At 37.3% G+C, this 17,134-nt stretch carries 17 protein-coding genes and 1 tRNA gene; 11 read left to right on the plus strand and 7 right to left on the minus strand.

What is annotated here, in order from left to right; all coding sequences use genetic code 11:
- The first annotated feature begins 22 nt into the window (after window positions 1-22).
- Complete coding sequence (locus tag IAE20_RS00845) at window positions 23-367, plus strand: GlpM family protein (RefSeq protein WP_200481993.1); 345 nt, start codon at window positions 23-25, stop codon at window positions 365-367.
- 142 nt (window positions 368-509) lie between these two features.
- On the opposite strand, the gene tenA is transcribed toward IAE20_RS00845, so the two are convergent.
- Window positions 510-1,181 (minus strand): thiaminase II, encoded by a 672-nt coding sequence (gene tenA / locus IAE20_RS00850; protein WP_200481992.1) that lies wholly within the window; start codon window positions 1,179-1,181, stop codon window positions 510-512.
- Window positions 1,182-1,377: 196 nt separating this feature from the next.
- Here tenA and IAE20_RS00855 point away from each other — a divergent pair, with 196 nt between their 5' ends.
- From IAE20_RS00855 to IAE20_RS00875, 5 genes are all read left to right on the plus strand, one after another.
- Window positions 1,378-2,457: a DUF475 domain-containing protein gene (locus IAE20_RS00855; protein WP_200481991.1), complete on the plus strand. Its 1,080-nt coding sequence runs from the start codon at window positions 1,378-1,380 to the stop codon at window positions 2,455-2,457.
- 143 nt (window positions 2,458-2,600) lie between these two features.
- Window positions 2,601-3,965 (plus strand): MFS transporter, encoded by a 1,365-nt coding sequence (locus IAE20_RS00860; protein WP_200459061.1) that lies wholly within the window; start codon window positions 2,601-2,603, stop codon window positions 3,963-3,965.
- Window positions 3,966-4,016: 51 nt separating this feature from the next.
- Entirely contained in the window at window positions 4,017-4,565 is a 549-nt protein-coding gene (ssb, locus tag IAE20_RS00865; protein ID WP_200481990.1) for a single-stranded DNA-binding protein, read from the plus strand.
- Window positions 4,566-5,124: 559 nt separating this feature from the next.
- Window positions 5,125-6,423: an FAD-dependent oxidoreductase gene (locus IAE20_RS00870; RefSeq protein WP_200459063.1), complete on the plus strand. Its 1,299-nt coding sequence runs from the start codon at window positions 5,125-5,127 to the stop codon at window positions 6,421-6,423.
- Between the two features lie 4 nt (window positions 6,424-6,427).
- Window positions 6,428-7,246, plus strand: a complete 819-nt coding sequence (locus IAE20_RS00875; protein WP_200481989.1) for an SAM-dependent methyltransferase — start codon at window positions 6,428-6,430, stop codon at window positions 7,244-7,246.
- A gap of 27 nt (window positions 7,247-7,273) precedes the next feature.
- Here IAE20_RS00875 and IAE20_RS00880 read toward each other — a convergent pair.
- A tRNA-Thr gene (locus tag IAE20_RS00880) sits at window positions 7,274-7,349 on the minus strand.
- A 138-nt stretch (window positions 7,350-7,487) separates the two neighbouring features.
- Here IAE20_RS00880 and gloA point away from each other — a divergent pair.
- Complete coding sequence (gloA, locus tag IAE20_RS00885; protein WP_265092580.1) at window positions 7,488-8,102, plus strand: lactoylglutathione lyase; 615 nt, start codon at window positions 7,488-7,490, stop codon at window positions 8,100-8,102.
- 134 nt (window positions 8,103-8,236) lie between these two features.
- Here gloA and IAE20_RS00890 read toward each other — a convergent pair whose 3' ends face one another.
- Entirely contained in the window at window positions 8,237-8,398 is a 162-nt protein-coding gene (locus IAE20_RS00890; protein ID WP_200459379.1) for a hypothetical protein, read from the minus strand.
- A gap of 364 nt (window positions 8,399-8,762) precedes the next feature.
- Between IAE20_RS00890 and IAE20_RS00895 the strand changes: the two genes are divergently transcribed.
- On the plus strand, window positions 8,763-9,626 hold the full coding sequence (locus IAE20_RS00895) for an alpha/beta fold hydrolase (protein ID WP_200481988.1): 864 nt from the start codon (window positions 8,763-8,765) through the stop codon (window positions 9,624-9,626).
- A 482-nt stretch (window positions 9,627-10,108) separates the two neighbouring features.
- Here IAE20_RS00895 and fic read toward each other — a convergent pair whose 3' ends face one another.
- On the minus strand, window positions 10,109-11,224 hold the full coding sequence (fic, locus tag IAE20_RS00900) for a protein adenylyltransferase Fic (protein WP_200481987.1): 1,116 nt from the start codon (window positions 11,222-11,224) through the stop codon (window positions 10,109-10,111).
- A 977-nt stretch (window positions 11,225-12,201) separates the two neighbouring features.
- Here fic and IAE20_RS00905 point away from each other — a divergent pair.
- The 3 genes from IAE20_RS00905 (at window position 12,202) to IAE20_RS00915 (ending at window position 15,572) form a co-directional block, all read left to right on the plus strand.
- The gene (locus tag IAE20_RS00905) at window positions 12,202-13,503 is read left to right on the plus strand and encodes a hypothetical protein (RefSeq protein ID WP_200481986.1); all 1,302 of its coding nucleotides are present in this window, start codon (window positions 12,202-12,204) and stop codon (window positions 13,501-13,503) included.
- Window positions 13,504-13,700: 197 nt separating this feature from the next.
- Window positions 13,701-14,636 carry an inovirus-type Gp2 protein gene (locus IAE20_RS00910; protein WP_200481985.1) on the plus strand — a complete coding sequence of 312 codons (936 nt, stop codon included), beginning with the start codon at window positions 13,701-13,703 and terminating at the stop codon, window positions 14,634-14,636.
- Between the two features lie 69 nt (window positions 14,637-14,705).
- Complete coding sequence (locus IAE20_RS00915; protein ID WP_200481984.1) at window positions 14,706-15,572, plus strand: hypothetical protein; 867 nt, start codon at window positions 14,706-14,708, stop codon at window positions 15,570-15,572.
- A 115-nt stretch (window positions 15,573-15,687) separates the two neighbouring features.
- On the opposite strand, the gene IAE20_RS00920 is transcribed toward IAE20_RS00915, so the two are convergent.
- The 3 genes from IAE20_RS00920 to IAE20_RS00930 all read right to left on the minus strand — a co-directional run bounded on the left by IAE20_RS00920 (window position 15,688) and on the right by IAE20_RS00930 (window position 17,034).
- Window positions 15,688-16,173, minus strand: coding sequence for a hypothetical protein (locus tag IAE20_RS00920; protein WP_200481983.1), 486 nt, complete (start codon window positions 16,171-16,173; stop codon window positions 15,688-15,690).
- Window positions 16,174-16,276: 103 nt separating this feature from the next.
- Window positions 16,277-16,582, minus strand: a complete 306-nt coding sequence (locus IAE20_RS00925; RefSeq protein ID WP_200481982.1) for a hypothetical protein — start codon at window positions 16,580-16,582, stop codon at window positions 16,277-16,279.
- A 176-nt stretch (window positions 16,583-16,758) separates the two neighbouring features.
- The gene (locus IAE20_RS00930) at window positions 16,759-17,034 is read right to left on the minus strand and encodes a hypothetical protein (protein WP_200481981.1); all 276 of its coding nucleotides are present in this window, start codon (window positions 17,032-17,034) and stop codon (window positions 16,759-16,761) included.
- Window positions 17,035-17,134: the final 100 nt, after the last annotated feature.

Consider the following 17,134-nt stretch of genomic DNA (forward strand, 5'->3'; position numbering starts at 1 on the left):
TTGTTCAAGCGTTATTGTTCTTATGCTCGGTTTATTCTTTAAATGCACACTTGGCGCAGCAGTTGTATTGCTCATTTCTTTATTATCTAAAAGCCGATCTTTTTATATTGCAGGTTTAGTGCCCTTATTTCCCACTTTTGCACTGATTGCACATGTCATTGTATTTGGACAACAAGGCGCGGAGGCATTACGTAAAACAGCTTTATTTGGGTTGTGGTCACTGATTCCGTACGCAATTTATTTAGGCATGGTGTATTACCTTGCCGATCGTGTATCGATTGGTGCCTGTTTAAGTTTTGCGACACTGGCATGGGTTTTGGCTGCGGCAGTTTTACTGTATGGCTGGACGTCCTTTTATTCTCCCTAGTTCTCAGTTTAAAGGCATAAAGCTACTGCTAAAAGTGAATTTCTACGGGGCGGGGCGACGAAGAATGACGTCATGCTCATCTGGATCAATTAATTCGATCAGCATGAAGTACACTATTTTCAAACTATTCAGAATGGCTAAATCAGTCAGTTAATCCCATCCATTGCCGTTGCTGATAAGCACTGTCCCAAAATAGCCATTCCAGTTTTGCGCCCATGGTATAAGCTGCGTGCATTTTGGCTTTGGTATCATCATCACAACGGGCCGCGACTTTATCGACGGTCGCAATGACATTGTGTACTGCGGTATGAAACTCTTCTCCAGAGTAAGTGTCAATCCATGCTTGATAGGGATTATTGGCAACAGATTTTTCAACAATATCTTTACCAGCCTCTGCATAAATCCAGAAACAGGGCAGTAACGCTGCTAATACCACTGCATAACTTTCGGACCATGCGGTCGCCGTTAAAAATGAGGTGTAATGATGACAGGCAAGCGTCAGAGGAGTTGTTTCAAATTGGTGTTTGCTAATGTCAAAATGCTGCATAAAGTCATTGTGCAGACTACGTTCTACGATAATGGCAATTTTGGCCGCCTCTGAAAACTGAATGACATCATCGGCATCAAACGCCTTCGCCGCAGCAACTGCTAAAGCACGGCCATAGGACAGTAAATAGTGGGCATCTTGAATAACATAATGACAAAATGCTTCAGCAGATAACGTTCCTGCGGCGAGTTCCTGATTAAAAGGAAGGTTTAATATTTTTTGATAAAGTTCACTATTGTTTTGCCAAAGTTCTTGGGTAAAGCGCATCTATTTTTGCTCTAAAATAAAAGATATTCTGGCTGGACTATAACAAAGTTTTGTATTGAATAGGCTGTAGAGATCCTTTATTAATTTTTCCTTAAGATTTTACTAAAAAATGATAAAAGTCATCTGCAAGCGATATCAAAACGCGCATAATATGCAGCGAAATCCTAATTTTAATATTTTTTGATTCAGGGCGCTCATGAAGCATTTTCGTTTTTCCATTTTTTTTACTGTGATTTGTCTGGCTTTGTCTGCCTATTGGGGCTATACCCATGGGCCAGAGGCGGGTATCTCTACTATGTTTAAAGCCTTGACCATTACTGCAATCCTAGCGGTGATGGAGGTATCTTTGTCTTTTGATAATGCCGTGGTTAATGCCTCAGTTTTACGCAACTGGGATCATTTTTGGAAAATGATCTTTTTAACTGTAGGTATTCTTGTTGCCGTATTTGGCATGCGTTTAATTTTTCCCATTGTAATTGTCGCTGTAACAGCGGATATGGGGATGCTGGAAGTGGTGCAAATGGCACTGAATGATCCTGCGACTTATTCCCAGCGCTTAATGGAGCATCATCCTGAAATTGCAGCCTTTGGCGGCACGTTCCTGTTAATGGTATTTCTGAACTTCTTCTTTGATGATGGTAAGGACACACATTGGTTCAGATGGCTTGAGGCAAAACTGTCGCATCTGGCCAGTGTTCCAGCCATGTCGGTATTTATTGCTTTAATCGCGTTGTTGATCATGTCAGCGCAGGTTGCAGATGACAAGCGTTTGGTCGTGACAATGGCTGGCATCTGGGGGTTGGTGATCTATATTGGTGTACAAGTACTCAGTCATTTACTGGGAGGTGAACCCGAGGTGGATGAAGATGGCAATGCGGTGAAACATGATGAAAATGGAGCGGTTACAGGAATAGTCAAAGCGGGTTTTGGTGGTTTCCTGTATCTTGAGGTTTTGGATGCTTCATTTAGTTTCGATGGGGTGATTGGCGCATTTGCGATTACCAGTGATGTGGTGATTATCATGCTAGGTCTGGCGATTGGCGCGATCTTTGTGCGTTCCATGACGATTTATCTCGTGGAAAAAGGGACATTGGATGCTTATATTTTTCTTGAGCATGGTGCGCATTACGCGATTGGTGCTTTAGCATTTATTATGTTGGCCAGTGGTACAGGTGTGCATGTCCCGGAAGTAGTGACTGGTTTAATTGGAGTGGCATTTATAGTTTGGGCAGTGATTGCATCGATTCAATATCGTAAACATCAACCACTGAGTTAAGCAAATATTCAGTCTAATGAACTAAATTAGCAGAGTGTTTCTACACTCTGCTTTGTTTTATGTTCACAAGAAATTGAAGGAATGTAGCGAAGTTTTGGTGTGAATACCCTATAATTTGTACAGGTTAAATTCAGCGTAATAAGATGATGAATGCTATAGAACGTCGCTCAACTTTTGCATTAAGCAGTATTTTTGCCTTGCGGATGTTGGGATTGTTCATGATTATCCCCGTGTTTTCTATTGCAGGTCAGTCTTACCAATATGCAACCCCAGCGCTGATTGGGCTAGCTGTGGGTGTTTATGGTTTAAGTCAGGCAATTCTACAAATTCCGTTTAGTTTGTGGGCAGACCGTTTTAGTCGTAAACCACTCATCATCTTAGGGCTGGCGCTTTTCGCATTGGGCGGGGCGATTGCAGCGATGTCCCATACTATTTATGGTGTGATTATTGGGCGTGCTATTGCGGGTGCTGGTGCAGTATCGGCAGTGGTCATGGCTCTTCTTGCGGATGTCACTCGTGAAGAGCAGCGTACTAAAGCGATGGCCGTGATGGGTATGAGTATTGGGCTGTCCTTTGTAGTGGCATTTAGTTTAGGTCCATGGTTGACCAGTCGAGTGGGCATCTCAGGTCTATTCTGGGTTACGACGATTATGGGGATTGCTGCCATTTTTATGTTGTTGCTGGTGCCAAAAGTTACTCGTCATCATCGTAATTTTCGTCAAGGTTATCTTGCACAACTTAAACAAGTTATTCAAATGGGCGAACTAAATCGGCTGCATGTTTCAGTTTTTTCGCTGCATTTGTTGCTGACGGCCATGTTTATCTATGTTCCATCACAACTTATTGATTTTGCTGATATTCCACTGGCTAAGCATGGTATGGTGTATTTGCCGCTTTTAGTGATTAGTCTGTTTTTTGCTTTTCCAAGCATTATTGTTGCTGAAAAATATCGCAAAATGCGTGGCATTTTTCTAACAGCAATTTTTGGCATTATTGCAGGCTTACTCATTTTAATTTTTGGCTATGAATCCAAATATATTCTGCTTTTAGGATTGGGTTTGTTTTTTATCGCTTTCAATGTGATGGAAGCATTATTGCCGTCATGGCTGTCCAAGTCTGCACCGATTCAGTCCAAAGCAACAGCAATGGGTATTAATGCCAGTAGCCAGTTTTTAGGAGCATTCTTTGGTGGCGTGTTGGGTGGACAACTTTTAATGTTACATAATACTTCGCTAGGTTGGAGTATTTTGGCGGGCATTGCTATCATCTGGCTGCTGATTAGTTTTGGTCTGGCGCAACCTCGGTATTTGTCTTCAATCGTCTTGCCCTTACCTGAATTAAAACAAACAGATGAATGGACTTCAAAACTATTGGCAATTCGTGGTATTGAAGAAGTTGTGGTAATGACTGAGCAAAAAGTAGCGTATATAAAAGTTGATAAGCAGATTATTGATGATGCTGCGCGACAACATTTAACGCACTTGATAGGCTCAGAGGTAGCCATTTAAGCATAACTCTTATAAAGTAAAACACAGAAATACATAGGAAGAAATTAGCTAATGCGTGGTGTGAATAAAGTTATTTTAGTTGGTACTTTAGGACGCGATCCAGAAACCAAAACTTTTCCAAATGGAGGGTCTTTGACCCAGTTCTCGATTGCGACCAGTGAATCGTGGACAGATAAAAATACAGGTGAGCGTAAAGAGCAAACCGAGTGGCATCGTATTGTATTGCATAATCGTTTAGGGGAAATTGCACAGCAATATTTGCGTAAAGGTTCAAAAGTATATATCGAAGGTTCTTTGCGTACTCGCCAGTGGACAGATCAAAACGGCCAAGAGCGTTACACCACCGAAATTCGTGGAGAACAAATGCAGATGTTGGATTCTCGTCAGCAAGGGGATCAGGCAATAGGCGGTGGTAATGATTTTAATCAGCCACGTTTTAATAATAATGCTCCACAGCAGTCAGGTTATGGCCAAAATAATAATGGCTTTAATCAGGGTGGTGGCTATGGCAATGCAGGGAATAATAATCCAGGTGGTTTTGCGCCTAAAGCACCTGCTGCACCAGCACCTGCCGACCTAGATGATGATTTACCGTTTTAATTGATTAATTCTGATACATCAAGCCTTTCTAGTTGTGGCTAGAGAGGCTTTTTTATGACCTTTTGCAAATGTAAAGAAAGTGAATGATCCATTCTATTGTTATGAAGAGATCAATTTGGGCTATTCAATAAGCCATACTTTGAATGAACTAGCAGGACGCCATGAAAGAAGAAAGCCCTTTATCAAATTCGAGAAAGGGCTTTTTCGCTGTAATTTCTTCATTATCGTTTTTAGATTTTATTAGAAAGGTTGTTTTGTGATTTAGTTCGCATTTTTATGTATTCATCTTATCGTAAATGAAAATCATTGTAAAATTTTTATCAAACACTTGGTTAATTTATCTCATTTTTTTTACACAATTTTTTATCTAAAATTATTTTAAAAGCGCAATAATTTCAGTAATTTGGTGGAGTTTAAAATGTGACTAAAGTCACATTTTTATTTGATTGTTTTTTATTCTATTATTTGAGTGAGTAAGAAAAACTGGTAGATTTTAATACGGTGTTTTTCCTGACGATCAGTCATAATCAAAAAAATTCTCAACTGATGGATCATAATTTTGGATATCGCAATTATCGGTAGCGGAATGGCTGGTCTTGCTACCGCAAGAATTTTAAAAGATGCAGGACATACGGTTACGATATTTGAAGCCCTTTCAGGTCGAGGAATGGATAGCCATAGCATTCAGTTTGAAGGTGGTGTCATTGATGCTCCTTTGCGTGTTATGAATCCTTATTTATGGAAGAATACTCTAAGTCTGGCTACGCATCTGGGTATGAAAATGTTTCCAGTACGTACTTATATGGCGTGTAGCTGGTTATTTGAAGACCGTACCGAAACATGGTTGACGACTACCCGAAGCCGTATCGGAAACTTTCCAATTATTAATAATAGAAAAGGGATTAAGCAGTACGGCTGGCGTTTGGTCAAAGGCATGTTACAGCTTAAAACTGCGATCAATCAATTTTTTAAATCTAAAAATCAGGATATCACGTTAGCTGAATTTATTAATCAGAATGATATTGAAGAAGTGTTCTGGCATGGTGCTGTCATGCCTGTGTTATACACTATTTGTACATGTAATCCTAAAACCATTGGCGAATGGCCGGCTAAACCGTTATTGACATTTTTACGTCAATTGACGGATGGGGATGCCTTATTACGGATGCAGGGTGGAACGCCTGCTTTTGTTGACCGTTTGATTGACGGCATTGATATTCGTAGTGGGTCAGCTATTACTCAAGTAGAGGAACAAGGCCAAAAAGTTCTAGTGATCAATAGTCAGGGTGAACAGGGGGCATATGATCGAGTGATTGTTGCTACGCCGACTTCCAAAGTTGATGAATTTTTAAATCCAGAACAGTTTGCAGATGATATCGCTTTATTAAAGCAGTTCCGTTTTGAAGATGGCGAACTTGTGATTCATACGGATACTTCGGTAATGCCACCACGTCGTAAAGACTGGTCCGTACTGAGTTATATGATGGATCGTAAATTTACCCGCCAACAATTTACAGTCTGGATGAATGCAGTTGAACCGACATTGGTTGGAAAAAATCCTGTCTTTCAAACATGGCGACCAGTCACAGAAATTGATCCCAAGAAAATTATTTCTACAGTCAAATTGACGCGTGCGGTGGTAGACTCTAAAACAGTCGCGTTAAATAAAGAATTGCAGCAACGTCATAAAATGCCAGATCGTAAGGTGTTTTATTGTGGTTCTTGGTCGTGTGATGGTTTACCTATTTTAGAGTCTGCGGTGACTTCTGCTATGCATATTGCCGAAATCTTTAATGCACCATTGCCGTTTGTTGGGCTAAAACCCGAAGTAGAGATTGCGCCTCAACTTGGCTACTAAAAGGATGAAATTACTTCATGCTTTGATCGGTAAACTTCCTCATAAATATGCGATTGATGCAGCACGATTGGGAGATGAGCGGACTCTGGCATGGAGTAATCTGGGATACTGGAAAAATACAACAGATTATAAAAATGCATGTTGCCAATTGGCAGATCAATTGGCAAAAGCAGTTCAGTTGACGGCAACGGATCGACTACTGGATTTGGGCTGTGGGCAGGGAGCAAGTCTGCAACACTGGATTGAAAATTATCATGTGCAGAATATAAGTGCGGTAGAGATACAAGCAAATCATATCCAACTGATTCAGCAGAAATTACCGCAGCTTCAACATATACAGCGGGGCTCATTTTTAGATTTAAATCAATTTTATTTCAGGCAGCTTTTTGATGTCATTTTATGTATTGATGCCGCTTATCATAGTGATTTAAATTTATTTTTAAATGCAGTCCAGCCAATTTTAAATGGGCAGGGGCGTTTGGGTTTCCACTATTTGGTGCTTTCTGAGAAATGGCAGCAACTTTCTGTATTACAAAAACAAAAATATAATTATCTACTAAAAGCTGCTGATGTAGATCTCCATCAGCTTGACTCATTACAAATGACTCGACAGCAGCTTGAACAGCATGGGTTCAGGCAGATTGAAATTGTGGATCTAACTGAATTTGTATTGGGTGGGTTTGCAGGGTTTATTGCTTCAAACAAAAGTAAAAAGAATAGAGATTTGGCACAATTAAAAATACAGACTACAGCAAAATTATGTGATTACTTAAACAAGGAAGGCGTTGTTCGCTATATGCAAATTAGTGCAGTAAAAAATTAGAATGGATTTTATAATTATGAAAATAAATGGTGCCGGCACACGGATTCGAACTGTGGACCTACTGATTACAAGTCAGTTGCTCTACCAACTGAGCTATGCCGGCAACGTGGCGTGAATTTTACCTAAGCTATCAAAAAAAACAAGTCTAAAAAGTGTAATTGTTTGAAGATTGAACATATAGTAAATAAAAAATCTTTAAGCCTTTTTCAAAAATGTGTATTTATGAAACTATGCTCTGATCATGATTGGATTTGAATTTGGCGATGCGTTAAAGTTTCGCTATCTTAAATTACTTCTCTCCCGAAATTGGATGGAGCAGCACATTATGGCATTACAAGATTTACTGACCAAATTTAATCTTCCTACATCTGAAAATCCGCAAACCAAAGACTATGTGTTTAACCACACCATGATTCGGGTGAAAAACCTGCAAGAATCGATTCAATGGTATGCCAAAGTTTTAGGTTTTGTCCCCGTGTATGAGCAGGTATTTGATGAGGCTGCCTTTACCATTGTTTATTTGGTTCGTCGTCATTTGCATGAAATTCCTGAAAATGATACCGAACGCAAACAATGGGTATTGAGCCAGTCTGGTGTATTGGAATTGACCTTAAATCATGGCACTGAAAATGATCCAGATTTTCATTATCACAATGGTAATAGCGAACCACACGGTTTTGGCCACTTATGCGTTTCTGTACCAGATGTAGTGAAAGAGTGTGAGCGTTTTGAACAGTTAGGGGTAAATTTTCAAAAACGTTTAAGTGAGGGGCGTATGAATTATGTGGCCTTCATTAAAGATCCAGATAATTATTGGATTGAGATTTTACAACCGACGCCGTTAATTGGTGCTTAAGTAAAAAAAGGGGATAAATAATTTTATCCCTGAATTCTACAAGCTTGCAATAACAAAAGTTCCTTAATAAGAAGCCATCAAGTCAAAAAAGGATCAAAGGCTATACGAAATATTTGAGGTGAATCAAGCTTCGCTCATGATAATCGGCTTGGCTTTGATTCAGATTGTTGCACTTGAGTTGCAACATAAATCACTTTAATACCACCTTCTGAAAACTCATATTTAGAAAGTTTAAAATGTAAGTTCTCATTGAAGAATTCCCACATTGCCATAATCGAAGATAATTGCGTAGTCATTTCAGTTTTCATGATGATTTGATTGTTGTAATGATGAATGAAAGCAAAGATAGCATTGATCTAAATCATAAAATATTGAAGTGCTGTTGTTCATGTAATACGATTCGCAACGAAATGTAGATTTTGCATTAATAATGTGACTCAATGATGACCTCATTATTTAATTGTTCACTTTTATATTCAATGCAGCGCCTGATTTTATTCATTATGCATGCTTTTGATCATAACTAGAGTCAATAAAAGAAATCACGGAAAGTCCACAAAGCGTCACGTACTGTATAAAATATCAACATTTTAGCTTTATCAATTCTGCTTTTTCAGCCGTACATTCAAAAGCGTATGTCATCTTTAAGGAATAATACGCATGTCAGTCAATGAAAATGAATACGAAGCATTAGATACAAAACCACAGCTCTATATCAAGGACTGGGGACAAGGCGAGCCCGTAATTTTAATCCATGGTTGGCCATTGTCTTCAGATAGCTGGGACTGGATTGCCATGAAAATTGTGGAGGCTGGCTACCGTGTAATTAGCTATGACCGACGTGGCTTCGGACGATCTGAGCAGACTTGGTCTGGTTATCATTATGATACTTTTGCTGACGATTTACGCGGTGTTATTGAAGACAAGCAATTGAGCAATGTTACGCTTGTTGGATTTTCAATGGGTGGTGGCGAAATCGCACGTTATTTAAGTCGTCATCAGGCACAAGACATCAAAAAAGTTGCTCTCATTTCGTCAGTTGTACCTTTTCTATTAAAAACAGATGATCATCCCGAAGGTGTCGATGGTGCGATCTTTCAGGGTATGATCGAAGGGTTATTAGATGAGCGCCCAAAATTTTATAGTAATTTCTTTAAAGACTTTTATGGGGTTGGATTACTGAGTCGTGCAGTAAGCGATGAGTTTCTAAAGTGGAACACTCAAGTTGCTATGCAAGCAAGTCTAAAAGCGACCGTTGATTGTGTCAGGGCATTTGCCTATACAGATTTTCGAACTGATTTAGCAGCGTTCACTGTGCCTTTATTGGTCATTCATGGAACCGCAGATAAAACAGTTCCCATAGACGTTAGTGCACATGCAGTCAAAAAAGCCATTCCAAGTGCAACACTTATCGAATATGACGGAGAACCTCATGGTGTTTTAGCTACTCAACAGGAACGGGTTGCTCAGGATTTACTGAACTTTCTAGCAGATGGTCTGAACAGACCTGTAGATAGTTTTTAATGTTAAAAAGGTGTTGAAAAATGCATCTTATTAAAAATCGCAGATAAACATACTTTAGATAAATCCATTGTAGATTTAACGTCAAATTTTGATCTGCATTTATAAGTTTGGCCTGCCACTCAAGTAGGCCTTATTCTGCATTTTAAAGAATAATGAGAGTTGTATCGATCTGATATTTATTCACTTTTATCAGTGTAGTGTGTAATACCCCCAACTATATCAAGATTGCAATAGTTTGGGTCAGATTGTATTAGAACAAAAAAAGCCTGAATCCTTTAAATTCAAGCGAGAGAGGGAATAAACTTTATAATTTAAGAGTATGAAAATTAAAAAAATTCAAAACTCGAATTTTTAAATTTACCCCCAGTTATACCCCCAAAAGCATAAGGGTACTTCCTTAGCCACACATCTATTAGCCTTACTATAACATGGAAGTCTTGATTGATTTTACTGCTATTGAAATAAAACAGCAGCAGTTTAGCTTATTGATTACCGTAAAGACTAAACTGGTTCTCATCGCTCGTTAGCAAGTGCAACAGCTTTGGATGTAGAAATAACTTTTCCTTGCCGACAGCAATTTCTTCCAGTACTCCTAACTCAACTAATTTCTTTAGATAGGTAGATGCAGCCTGCCTTTTGGCAATGCCTTTGTCCACCAGATTAGAAATACGGCAATAGGGTTGTTCAAAAATCACATCGACCAATTCTCTTGAGTAAATCTTTTCAGCATGGTTTTTAATGTATTCGATGCTATGTTCATGCAAGTGTCGGATTGTTTTGATTTTGGCGATTGTCCATTCACTACTATTCTTCACTGCTTGTAGCATGAATAAAATCCATTCTTGCCAATTTTTTTGTGTAGTCACACTTAATAGCAGTTCGTAGTATTTAGCTTTATTTTGAATGATAAAACGACTCAGATAAAGAATAGGCAAAGTCAGTAATTGTTGATCCATCAAATACAAAATATTAAAAATCCGCCCTGTACGTCCATTACCGTCAACAAAAGGGTGAATCGCTTCAAATTGGTAATGAGCCACCGCCATCTTGATTAAAGGATCGATGTCTTCGTTGTAATGTAGGAACTTATCTAAGTTGGATAATAAGTTTCGGATCGTTTCCTGCCCATCAGGTGGTGTGTAGATGACCGCTCCTGTATAGCTATTTTTTAAAGCTGTGCCTGTAGTTGCACGGATATCCAAATCCACACCTTTAATCGTCTGGCATATCTCGATAGCGGTACGTGTATTTAAAGGGCGTTCCTGAATGGACTGTACACCTTGATATAGTGCTGTTCTGTATCTTAGAGCTTCTTTAGTGGCATGATCTGCATGATCATCATGACCTTGTGCATGTTGGAATAGCTTATCTGTTGTGGTGACAATATTCTCAATTTCAGAACTATCTTTTGCCTCTAACAATGGGATGATATTAATCAGGATCGTTTGGTTTGGAATGAGTTCACCTGCCTGCTTTAATTCAGCCAAGGCTGCTCTAGCTTCAATACATAACTTGAGTACTGTCTTGGTCTCTATATCCTGTTCTGGTGGTAATGGGGGCAGATCGTTATATGGTTCAGTTGCTTGCCATTGGGTCATCGTATTTATTCCAGTATTTATTGTTATGTCGATGCGAATAGAAAAAATCGACATGATTTAAAAGATATGTCGATAGCATAAACATGATTAGAGTGTCATGTCGATAAGAATTTAAAAAATCGACATGATGTATAGGGTGCATTATTGGTAATACAGATATGATTAGAGTCTTATATTTAGATAAATTTTTGGCTAACAAGTTTATTTATATTTTTATGATTTTTTTGAATGTTATATGCTGTTTTTTTACATTTAATAAGATTGTGTGATGAATTTTATATAAACCCTTAATAAAATAAAGGTGATTTGAAGTGAGGAAGATATTTTAATTATGGCTCTCATGTGTATTTGTTTTTTAGCTAGTGTTGAAATAGTATATGAAGAAAAATTAGATAAAAATGTATAGGCATGGGAAAAATGTCTGATCTAATTTACAGATCTTGTATGGAGGAGAAGTTATCTAAAATGAATTAATGATCAGGATAAATCATCTTGTTGATAATGCAGTTAACTTTCCTGAACCTGAAGTATTTAAGGAGATTGGAAAAAATATTATTTATAAAGCTTATAAATTAAAAAACATAAGAATTATTAGGAAAAATTCAGTCAAATTTAAGGATTGAGAAAAGAAATTATTAAAAATTGTTTGGATAATAACATCTAGATTTAGTCTATTTATAAAAAATAAAAAGAATATTTTAATTGGTTTCTTATGGGGTTTGATTATATTTTTTTGGGAGTTGTAATAATTTACATAAGAATTTTCTGTATATAAATATTTAATATATCAAGTTGACATGCTAGTTGAGGATTTACGTCATATTTTTGAGAAATAAAGCTTAAATTTATGACACAATAATTATTGTTTTTTACAAAAAAATATTAGTTTTTATATCTAAAATTATATGTAAAATAGCTTAAAAATATTGTAAAATATACACAAAATTAATCATTTAAATTACATAAGTTATTGATTTATGAAATACATAGTTAGAAAAAAAGAGATTTATATCATATTCAATGAGCTTGTTGCTAAGTACAGCCAAGCTATGAATGAGATCATAGCTGACCCACAAGATAGAAGAATAATTGATCTTATTTATGAACTGCATACGGTTGAAGACTTTTTAAATGATTTACAATTTATAAAAGGAGATTTATTTAGGTGTACAAAAAAACATATAGGCACTCATATTTCATATGCTACAAATGATTTTGAACCATCCTTTAAAATTATCCCATCAATATATGCAAGAAAGTTGTATCCTTTTTCTCCATTATTTTTTGATCTTGAGAAGTATAATGAAAAGTCTTTAAGAGATTTTTCTATGACGCTATATTTATTTATAGAAACTCTAAAAAAATATGAAAAACCTAAAGGGAAAATGAGTATTGTAGATACTATATTTCAGAGTAATAGTTTATCAAATTATGTAAAGTTTGATTTTTTAAAAATAAATTTTTATAGAATGAAAATTGATAACTATGAGGAGAGCTACGCACGTTTGCTTAACTCAATTGTATATGATTTTAAGTTTAATTTGAAATTCAACAGTAGGAAAATAAATGAAAATAATACTAAATATCGAAAAAGAAAAAGTGAGTATGAGATTTATGTCGATCAAATTATTAGTGAATATGGAAAGATTTCTGCCATCTCATTGGACTTCTGGTGTGAAGATGATAAAGATTTAAATATTGGCGATCTAAAAACAAGTTTTTTAAATAATATAAGGTCTTTAAGTGTTTTTTATTGTGTGAAGGGATATGTAGGTAATTGGGATTTTAATGTTGAACGTGGATTATATTTTAGATGTATTTTTTTTATTTCTAATAATGGTTTTTATGATGTAGGAGTTGTGCAAGAGGAGTTAAAGAATTACTGGGAACAGGGTTTATTCTATAACAGTGAAAAGATTTTCCCTAAACATCTATTGAGATATGCTGATTCAAGTTTTCTAGCGTATAGTTCAAAAAAATTAACGACATCAGTAATAACTTCTCATGAGAAAGGGAGTAAACGATTCATAGATGAGTTTTATGATATTGTGCTGAATTATATTGTAGTCTCAGAAAAATACTTTTACCCTGCAATTCTAAGGTCTTCCCTGTTACACGCTACAAGTAAGATCTATGAACAAGAAATGCCCCTAAACGAAAAATTATTATTAGATAAGTATGGAGCATCAAGGTCATTCAGAGGACACATAAGAAAGTCTCATGCTGAAAAACTAACTTTAGCTCATCCAAGCAAAGAAGATGTTCGTGATTCAGGCTAAGTTTGCTTCATTGAGTTACGATTGAGCAGTAGTTAGGTCTTAGTTGGTTTTTAAAGTTATTGTAAGTAACTATTAATATTAAATATCAATGTCTTATGTTGTTTAGTAATTCATGATTTTTTACTCATATATATGAGGCAGAATTTAAAAATTACAGATCAGGCAGTGATATGAATCCAATCAGATGAGTATCCTACATGATTACAGTAACTTGGAATGAAGCAAGCCTGACACATGCAATTGATCAGTTTGTTAAACAGGTTTGTTTTTATCCAATCTCTCAACAAGAATTCTTATTGAGCTTGAATGTGCTTTATCATGCCTTTAAGCCAATCTATCAACCGCATTTGGTATATGCCAAAACAATTGAATGTTTTATTCAGTGCATGCAATGGATTGAGTACTTCGTTGGTGTATCCAAGCCACTTAGCTTGGAGCAGTTGGATGAACAGCAAATCTCAATTCTTCAAATGTGTTTACTTCAGTATCAACCATGCCACTTTCATGAACAGCAGTATCAAGCTCAATTAGAAGTTGCTAATAGAGCATCTTTATCGCAGTATTTACAACAACTATTAAATCATTACTCTCAACTGCTATTTGTTCGAGTGGATTTGTCCTATGCAATGGAATACAGGCATTTGATTAACATTGAACAGGTCAAATCTGATCTTAGTGTTTTACTCAATCGAATTGCGAATAAAGATACGTGCTTCTATGGCTTACAGGGATATGCATGGGCATTAGAGCAGGGTGCTGATAAAGGCTATCACTGCCATTTATTACTGATCTATGATCCATCTAAACGTCAGAATGACTGGTATCTTGCTGATCAAGTTGGACAATTATGGAAAGAGATCACTCAGCAACAGGGTATTTTCTATAGCTGTAATACATCAGAAATCAAAGCACATTATGAAAAATTGGGTCGTTTGGGTGTTGGACGGATTCATCGAAACAATGTAGATGAAGTATCCAATGCATTGAATGCAGCAATGTATCTGGTTAATCCTGAAAAATCTGAACAGTGGCTTTTAGCTAAAGTGCCGTATATGCGGACTTTTGGTATTGGACAATTTGATGTTACTTGGCGTCGAGGTGTAGCAAATACGACGCAACAGCTTCAAGGTTAGAAATCATCTCCATTAAAGATTTACGGCACTCCTAGTGATATGAACCAATAACCTAGGATGTGTTTTCTCATGACGACCTACAACGAAGCTCAAACCTTTTGTGAAATTGAAAAATTTATCAAGGATGTGGTGGATGACCAAATCAGTTGTGAACAATTCAAGCAACAAATTGTTCCTTTAATCATCAAGTCTAGACGTTTCTTTATTACTGGTTATGACTATGTTGATTCCATCATTATTTTTAAGAAAATTGAACGAGCCTTGTTTCAAGCCAATAAATATAGATTGTATGAAAATATTTATGATCTGCCCGATCATGTGATTGAGTTGATGATTGCTGATATCCAGTCGCAATTTGAACGAATACAAGACGGTCATCAATACGACCAAAAACAGAATAAAGCTGAAACGAAAAAGGTCGAACGTTTCTTATTGAATACCATGCAATACACAGATTGCTTAATGATCTTTCCAATGCGATTTGGTATCAGGGAAAGCGTATCGTCATTAGTAGGATTTAACGGTTTTGAGTGTTATGTCAATGCCATATTTAGAGAGGTCAGGGCAAGGGAGAGCAACGTATTCCGTTGCATCCATTCAGTGATTTGGAAGATAAAACATCATCCTGAACAGGGCTACTACCTTCAGATCTACTTTATTTATGCTGGGCAGGCACAGGATACGACTTTATCTGACCATGCCAATAAACTGATAGCAAAGTGTGAAGAACTCAGTAATGGTTTTGGTGAAGTCTACATTGAAGAGCAAGCTAAAAAAGGATGGTCAGTGAATTGCCAAGATGACAGGCAGATTCAACGGATCCTGCAATTGCTCAAGAGTGATTTCAATGCGAATAGTAAAAATCATTATTTAAGGGTGATGCTAACTCGTGGCAAAACGTTTAATTGTGAACGTATTCCTTTAAAGCTGAAGTAGTTTTATTCAGTAAAATCGATAGAGTTGTCATCGAACAATGGTCTAAGAATAATCCGCTTAGACCATTATTAATTTCATTCGAAAAAATATGCCACTTGATCTAGGGGGTGAATACCTAAAAATTATAGGTATAGGTCAAACCGCTGTTGGTGGTGACCGTCACTTCACGCACATATTCAGCCGAACAACCAAGATAGACCTTTGCCACAGAGCCATAGCGCATATTTTGGTAATCGTATGTGCCTTTACTTCTACAATTCCCACGATTGATTAAAACCCCTGTGATGGTGGTTGGCGCATCGTTCAATGACATGATGTTTAATAAATCGGTATAGCCTGTCATGGAGTATTGAGATTCTTCACGGCGAACACGGACTTCAAACTGTTCCTGCGGTGCTGTTTGTACGGGTTCAACAGGTGGACCATTTAAGTCATATTCTGAGCTATCCACCATCGTCGTTTTAAACTTATCATCTGCTGGATCTTCAGTGCTTTGTGACGCGGTATTTTCACTTTTTGCTTTAGTTTCAGTGGGTGGACTGCATGCGCTGAGGCTGGTGATCAGCAAGCCTGAGTACAGCAATGACTTGATCAGATTCATTGTTCAATTCCTATTCTTAAATTCTTTATTGATTGCATTGGTTGAGCCATGTGGCTCAACCAATCATTTGGTTTTTGCATTATTGTTTTGATGATTGAGATCGTTATTTACATTGACCTGAACGGACTGATTCCACCATGCGTGGTTGGGTCTGTTCAGTATTCAGGCGTAGGCAAATGGCTTTTTTAGATTTGGCAGAAGTGGAAATAAAGTCTTCACCCTGAATCGGATTTGCGCCACCTGCGTTATAAACGCTATAGCGTTTGCCGTTAGTGGCTTTAAAAGTGAACGCATCGCCTGATTCACTAAAGCCTTCGATTTTCTTTACTGTAACTGTTACAGCATTCGATTTAGCAAACGTGGTACTACACAGCACACTTAATCCTAAAATTAAAAACAGTTTTTTCATCTTGAATTTCCTTTTCTTATTTCCTAAAAATGGTGACGGGCCAGACTGCTGCCTTACCTAAGTTATAGGAATAGGGCATGTGAGCAGTGCTGCTACAATTTTTGAAATAAACTGAGCAAATCACGGCAATGACGACGTATCCGATAATTAAATAATTTTTCATTTTTGATCCCTGCTTATTCTTTACATTGCTGTACGGCATTTGCCATTACTTGGTTAAATTCTGGCGGTGGCTGCATCGTCTCCCGAGCAGTGACATCTGCCATGCTTTCCATAAATTCAGGCGAGTAGTGCGCCTCAACCTTGTCGTAAATACAGGAACAGGTTGAACGATCCAGCCCACCAGCCTGACAACCTGCCTTAAAGTCACGTTTGACCTTGCTGTCACAGGCAATCAGTAGGCTGCTACTCAGAACAAGAGTGATAACCCCGAACCACGTTTGATATTTCATAGATATTCCAATTCATTGGGATTTGTTGTTTTTAAAATCGTGATGGATTGCCTATTTATGCCAACCTGCCAAATAGACCAGCAGCCATAAAAAACCCAGC

The sequence above is a fragment of the Acinetobacter sp. S54 genome (assembly GCF_016624945.1).
In the GTDB taxonomy this organism is placed as follows: domain Bacteria; phylum Pseudomonadota; class Gammaproteobacteria; order Pseudomonadales; family Moraxellaceae; genus Acinetobacter.

What these genes read in the sequence shown, in the direction of transcription:
- IAE20_RS00845 (WP_200481993.1), top strand. Translation starts at nt 23, where the DNA reads ATGCTCGGTTTATTCTTTAAATGCACACTTGGCGCAGCAGTTGTATTG.
- tenA (WP_200481992.1), bottom strand. Translation starts at nt 1,181, where the DNA reads ATGCGCTTTACCCAAGAACTTTGGCAAAACAATAGTGAACTTTATCAA.
- IAE20_RS00855 (WP_200481991.1), top strand. Translation starts at nt 1,378, where the DNA reads ATGAAGCATTTTCGTTTTTCCATTTTTTTTACTGTGATTTGTCTGGCT.
- IAE20_RS00860 (WP_200459061.1), top strand. Translation starts at nt 2,601, where the DNA reads ATGATGAATGCTATAGAACGTCGCTCAACTTTTGCATTAAGCAGTATT.
- ssb (WP_200481990.1), top strand. Translation starts at nt 4,017, where the DNA reads ATGCGTGGTGTGAATAAAGTTATTTTAGTTGGTACTTTAGGACGCGAT.
- IAE20_RS00875 (WP_200481989.1), top strand. Translation starts at nt 6,428, where the DNA reads ATGAAATTACTTCATGCTTTGATCGGTAAACTTCCTCATAAATATGCG.
- gloA (WP_265092580.1), top strand. Translation starts at nt 7,488, where the DNA reads ATGATTGGATTTGAATTTGGCGATGCGTTAAAGTTTCGCTATCTTAAA.
- IAE20_RS00890 (WP_200459379.1), bottom strand. Translation starts at nt 8,398, where the DNA reads ATGACTACGCAATTATCTTCGATTATGGCAATGTGGGAATTCTTCAAT.
- IAE20_RS00895 (WP_200481988.1), top strand. Translation starts at nt 8,763, where the DNA reads ATGTCAGTCAATGAAAATGAATACGAAGCATTAGATACAAAACCACAG.
- fic (WP_200481987.1), bottom strand. Translation starts at nt 11,224, where the DNA reads ATGACCCAATGGCAAGCAACTGAACCATATAACGATCTGCCCCCATTA.
- IAE20_RS00905 (WP_200481986.1), top strand. Translation starts at nt 12,202, where the DNA reads ATGAAATACATAGTTAGAAAAAAAGAGATTTATATCATATTCAATGAG.
- IAE20_RS00910 (WP_200481985.1), top strand. Translation starts at nt 13,701, where the DNA reads ATGATTACAGTAACTTGGAATGAAGCAAGCCTGACACATGCAATTGAT.
- IAE20_RS00915 (WP_200481984.1), top strand. Translation starts at nt 14,706, where the DNA reads ATGACGACCTACAACGAAGCTCAAACCTTTTGTGAAATTGAAAAATTT.
- IAE20_RS00920 (WP_200481983.1), bottom strand. Translation starts at nt 16,173, where the DNA reads ATGAATCTGATCAAGTCATTGCTGTACTCAGGCTTGCTGATCACCAGC.
- IAE20_RS00925 (WP_200481982.1), bottom strand. Translation starts at nt 16,582, where the DNA reads ATGAAAAAACTGTTTTTAATTTTAGGATTAAGTGTGCTGTGTAGTACC.
- IAE20_RS00930 (WP_200481981.1), bottom strand. Translation starts at nt 17,034, where the DNA reads ATGAAATATCAAACGTGGTTCGGGGTTATCACTCTTGTTCTGAGTAGC.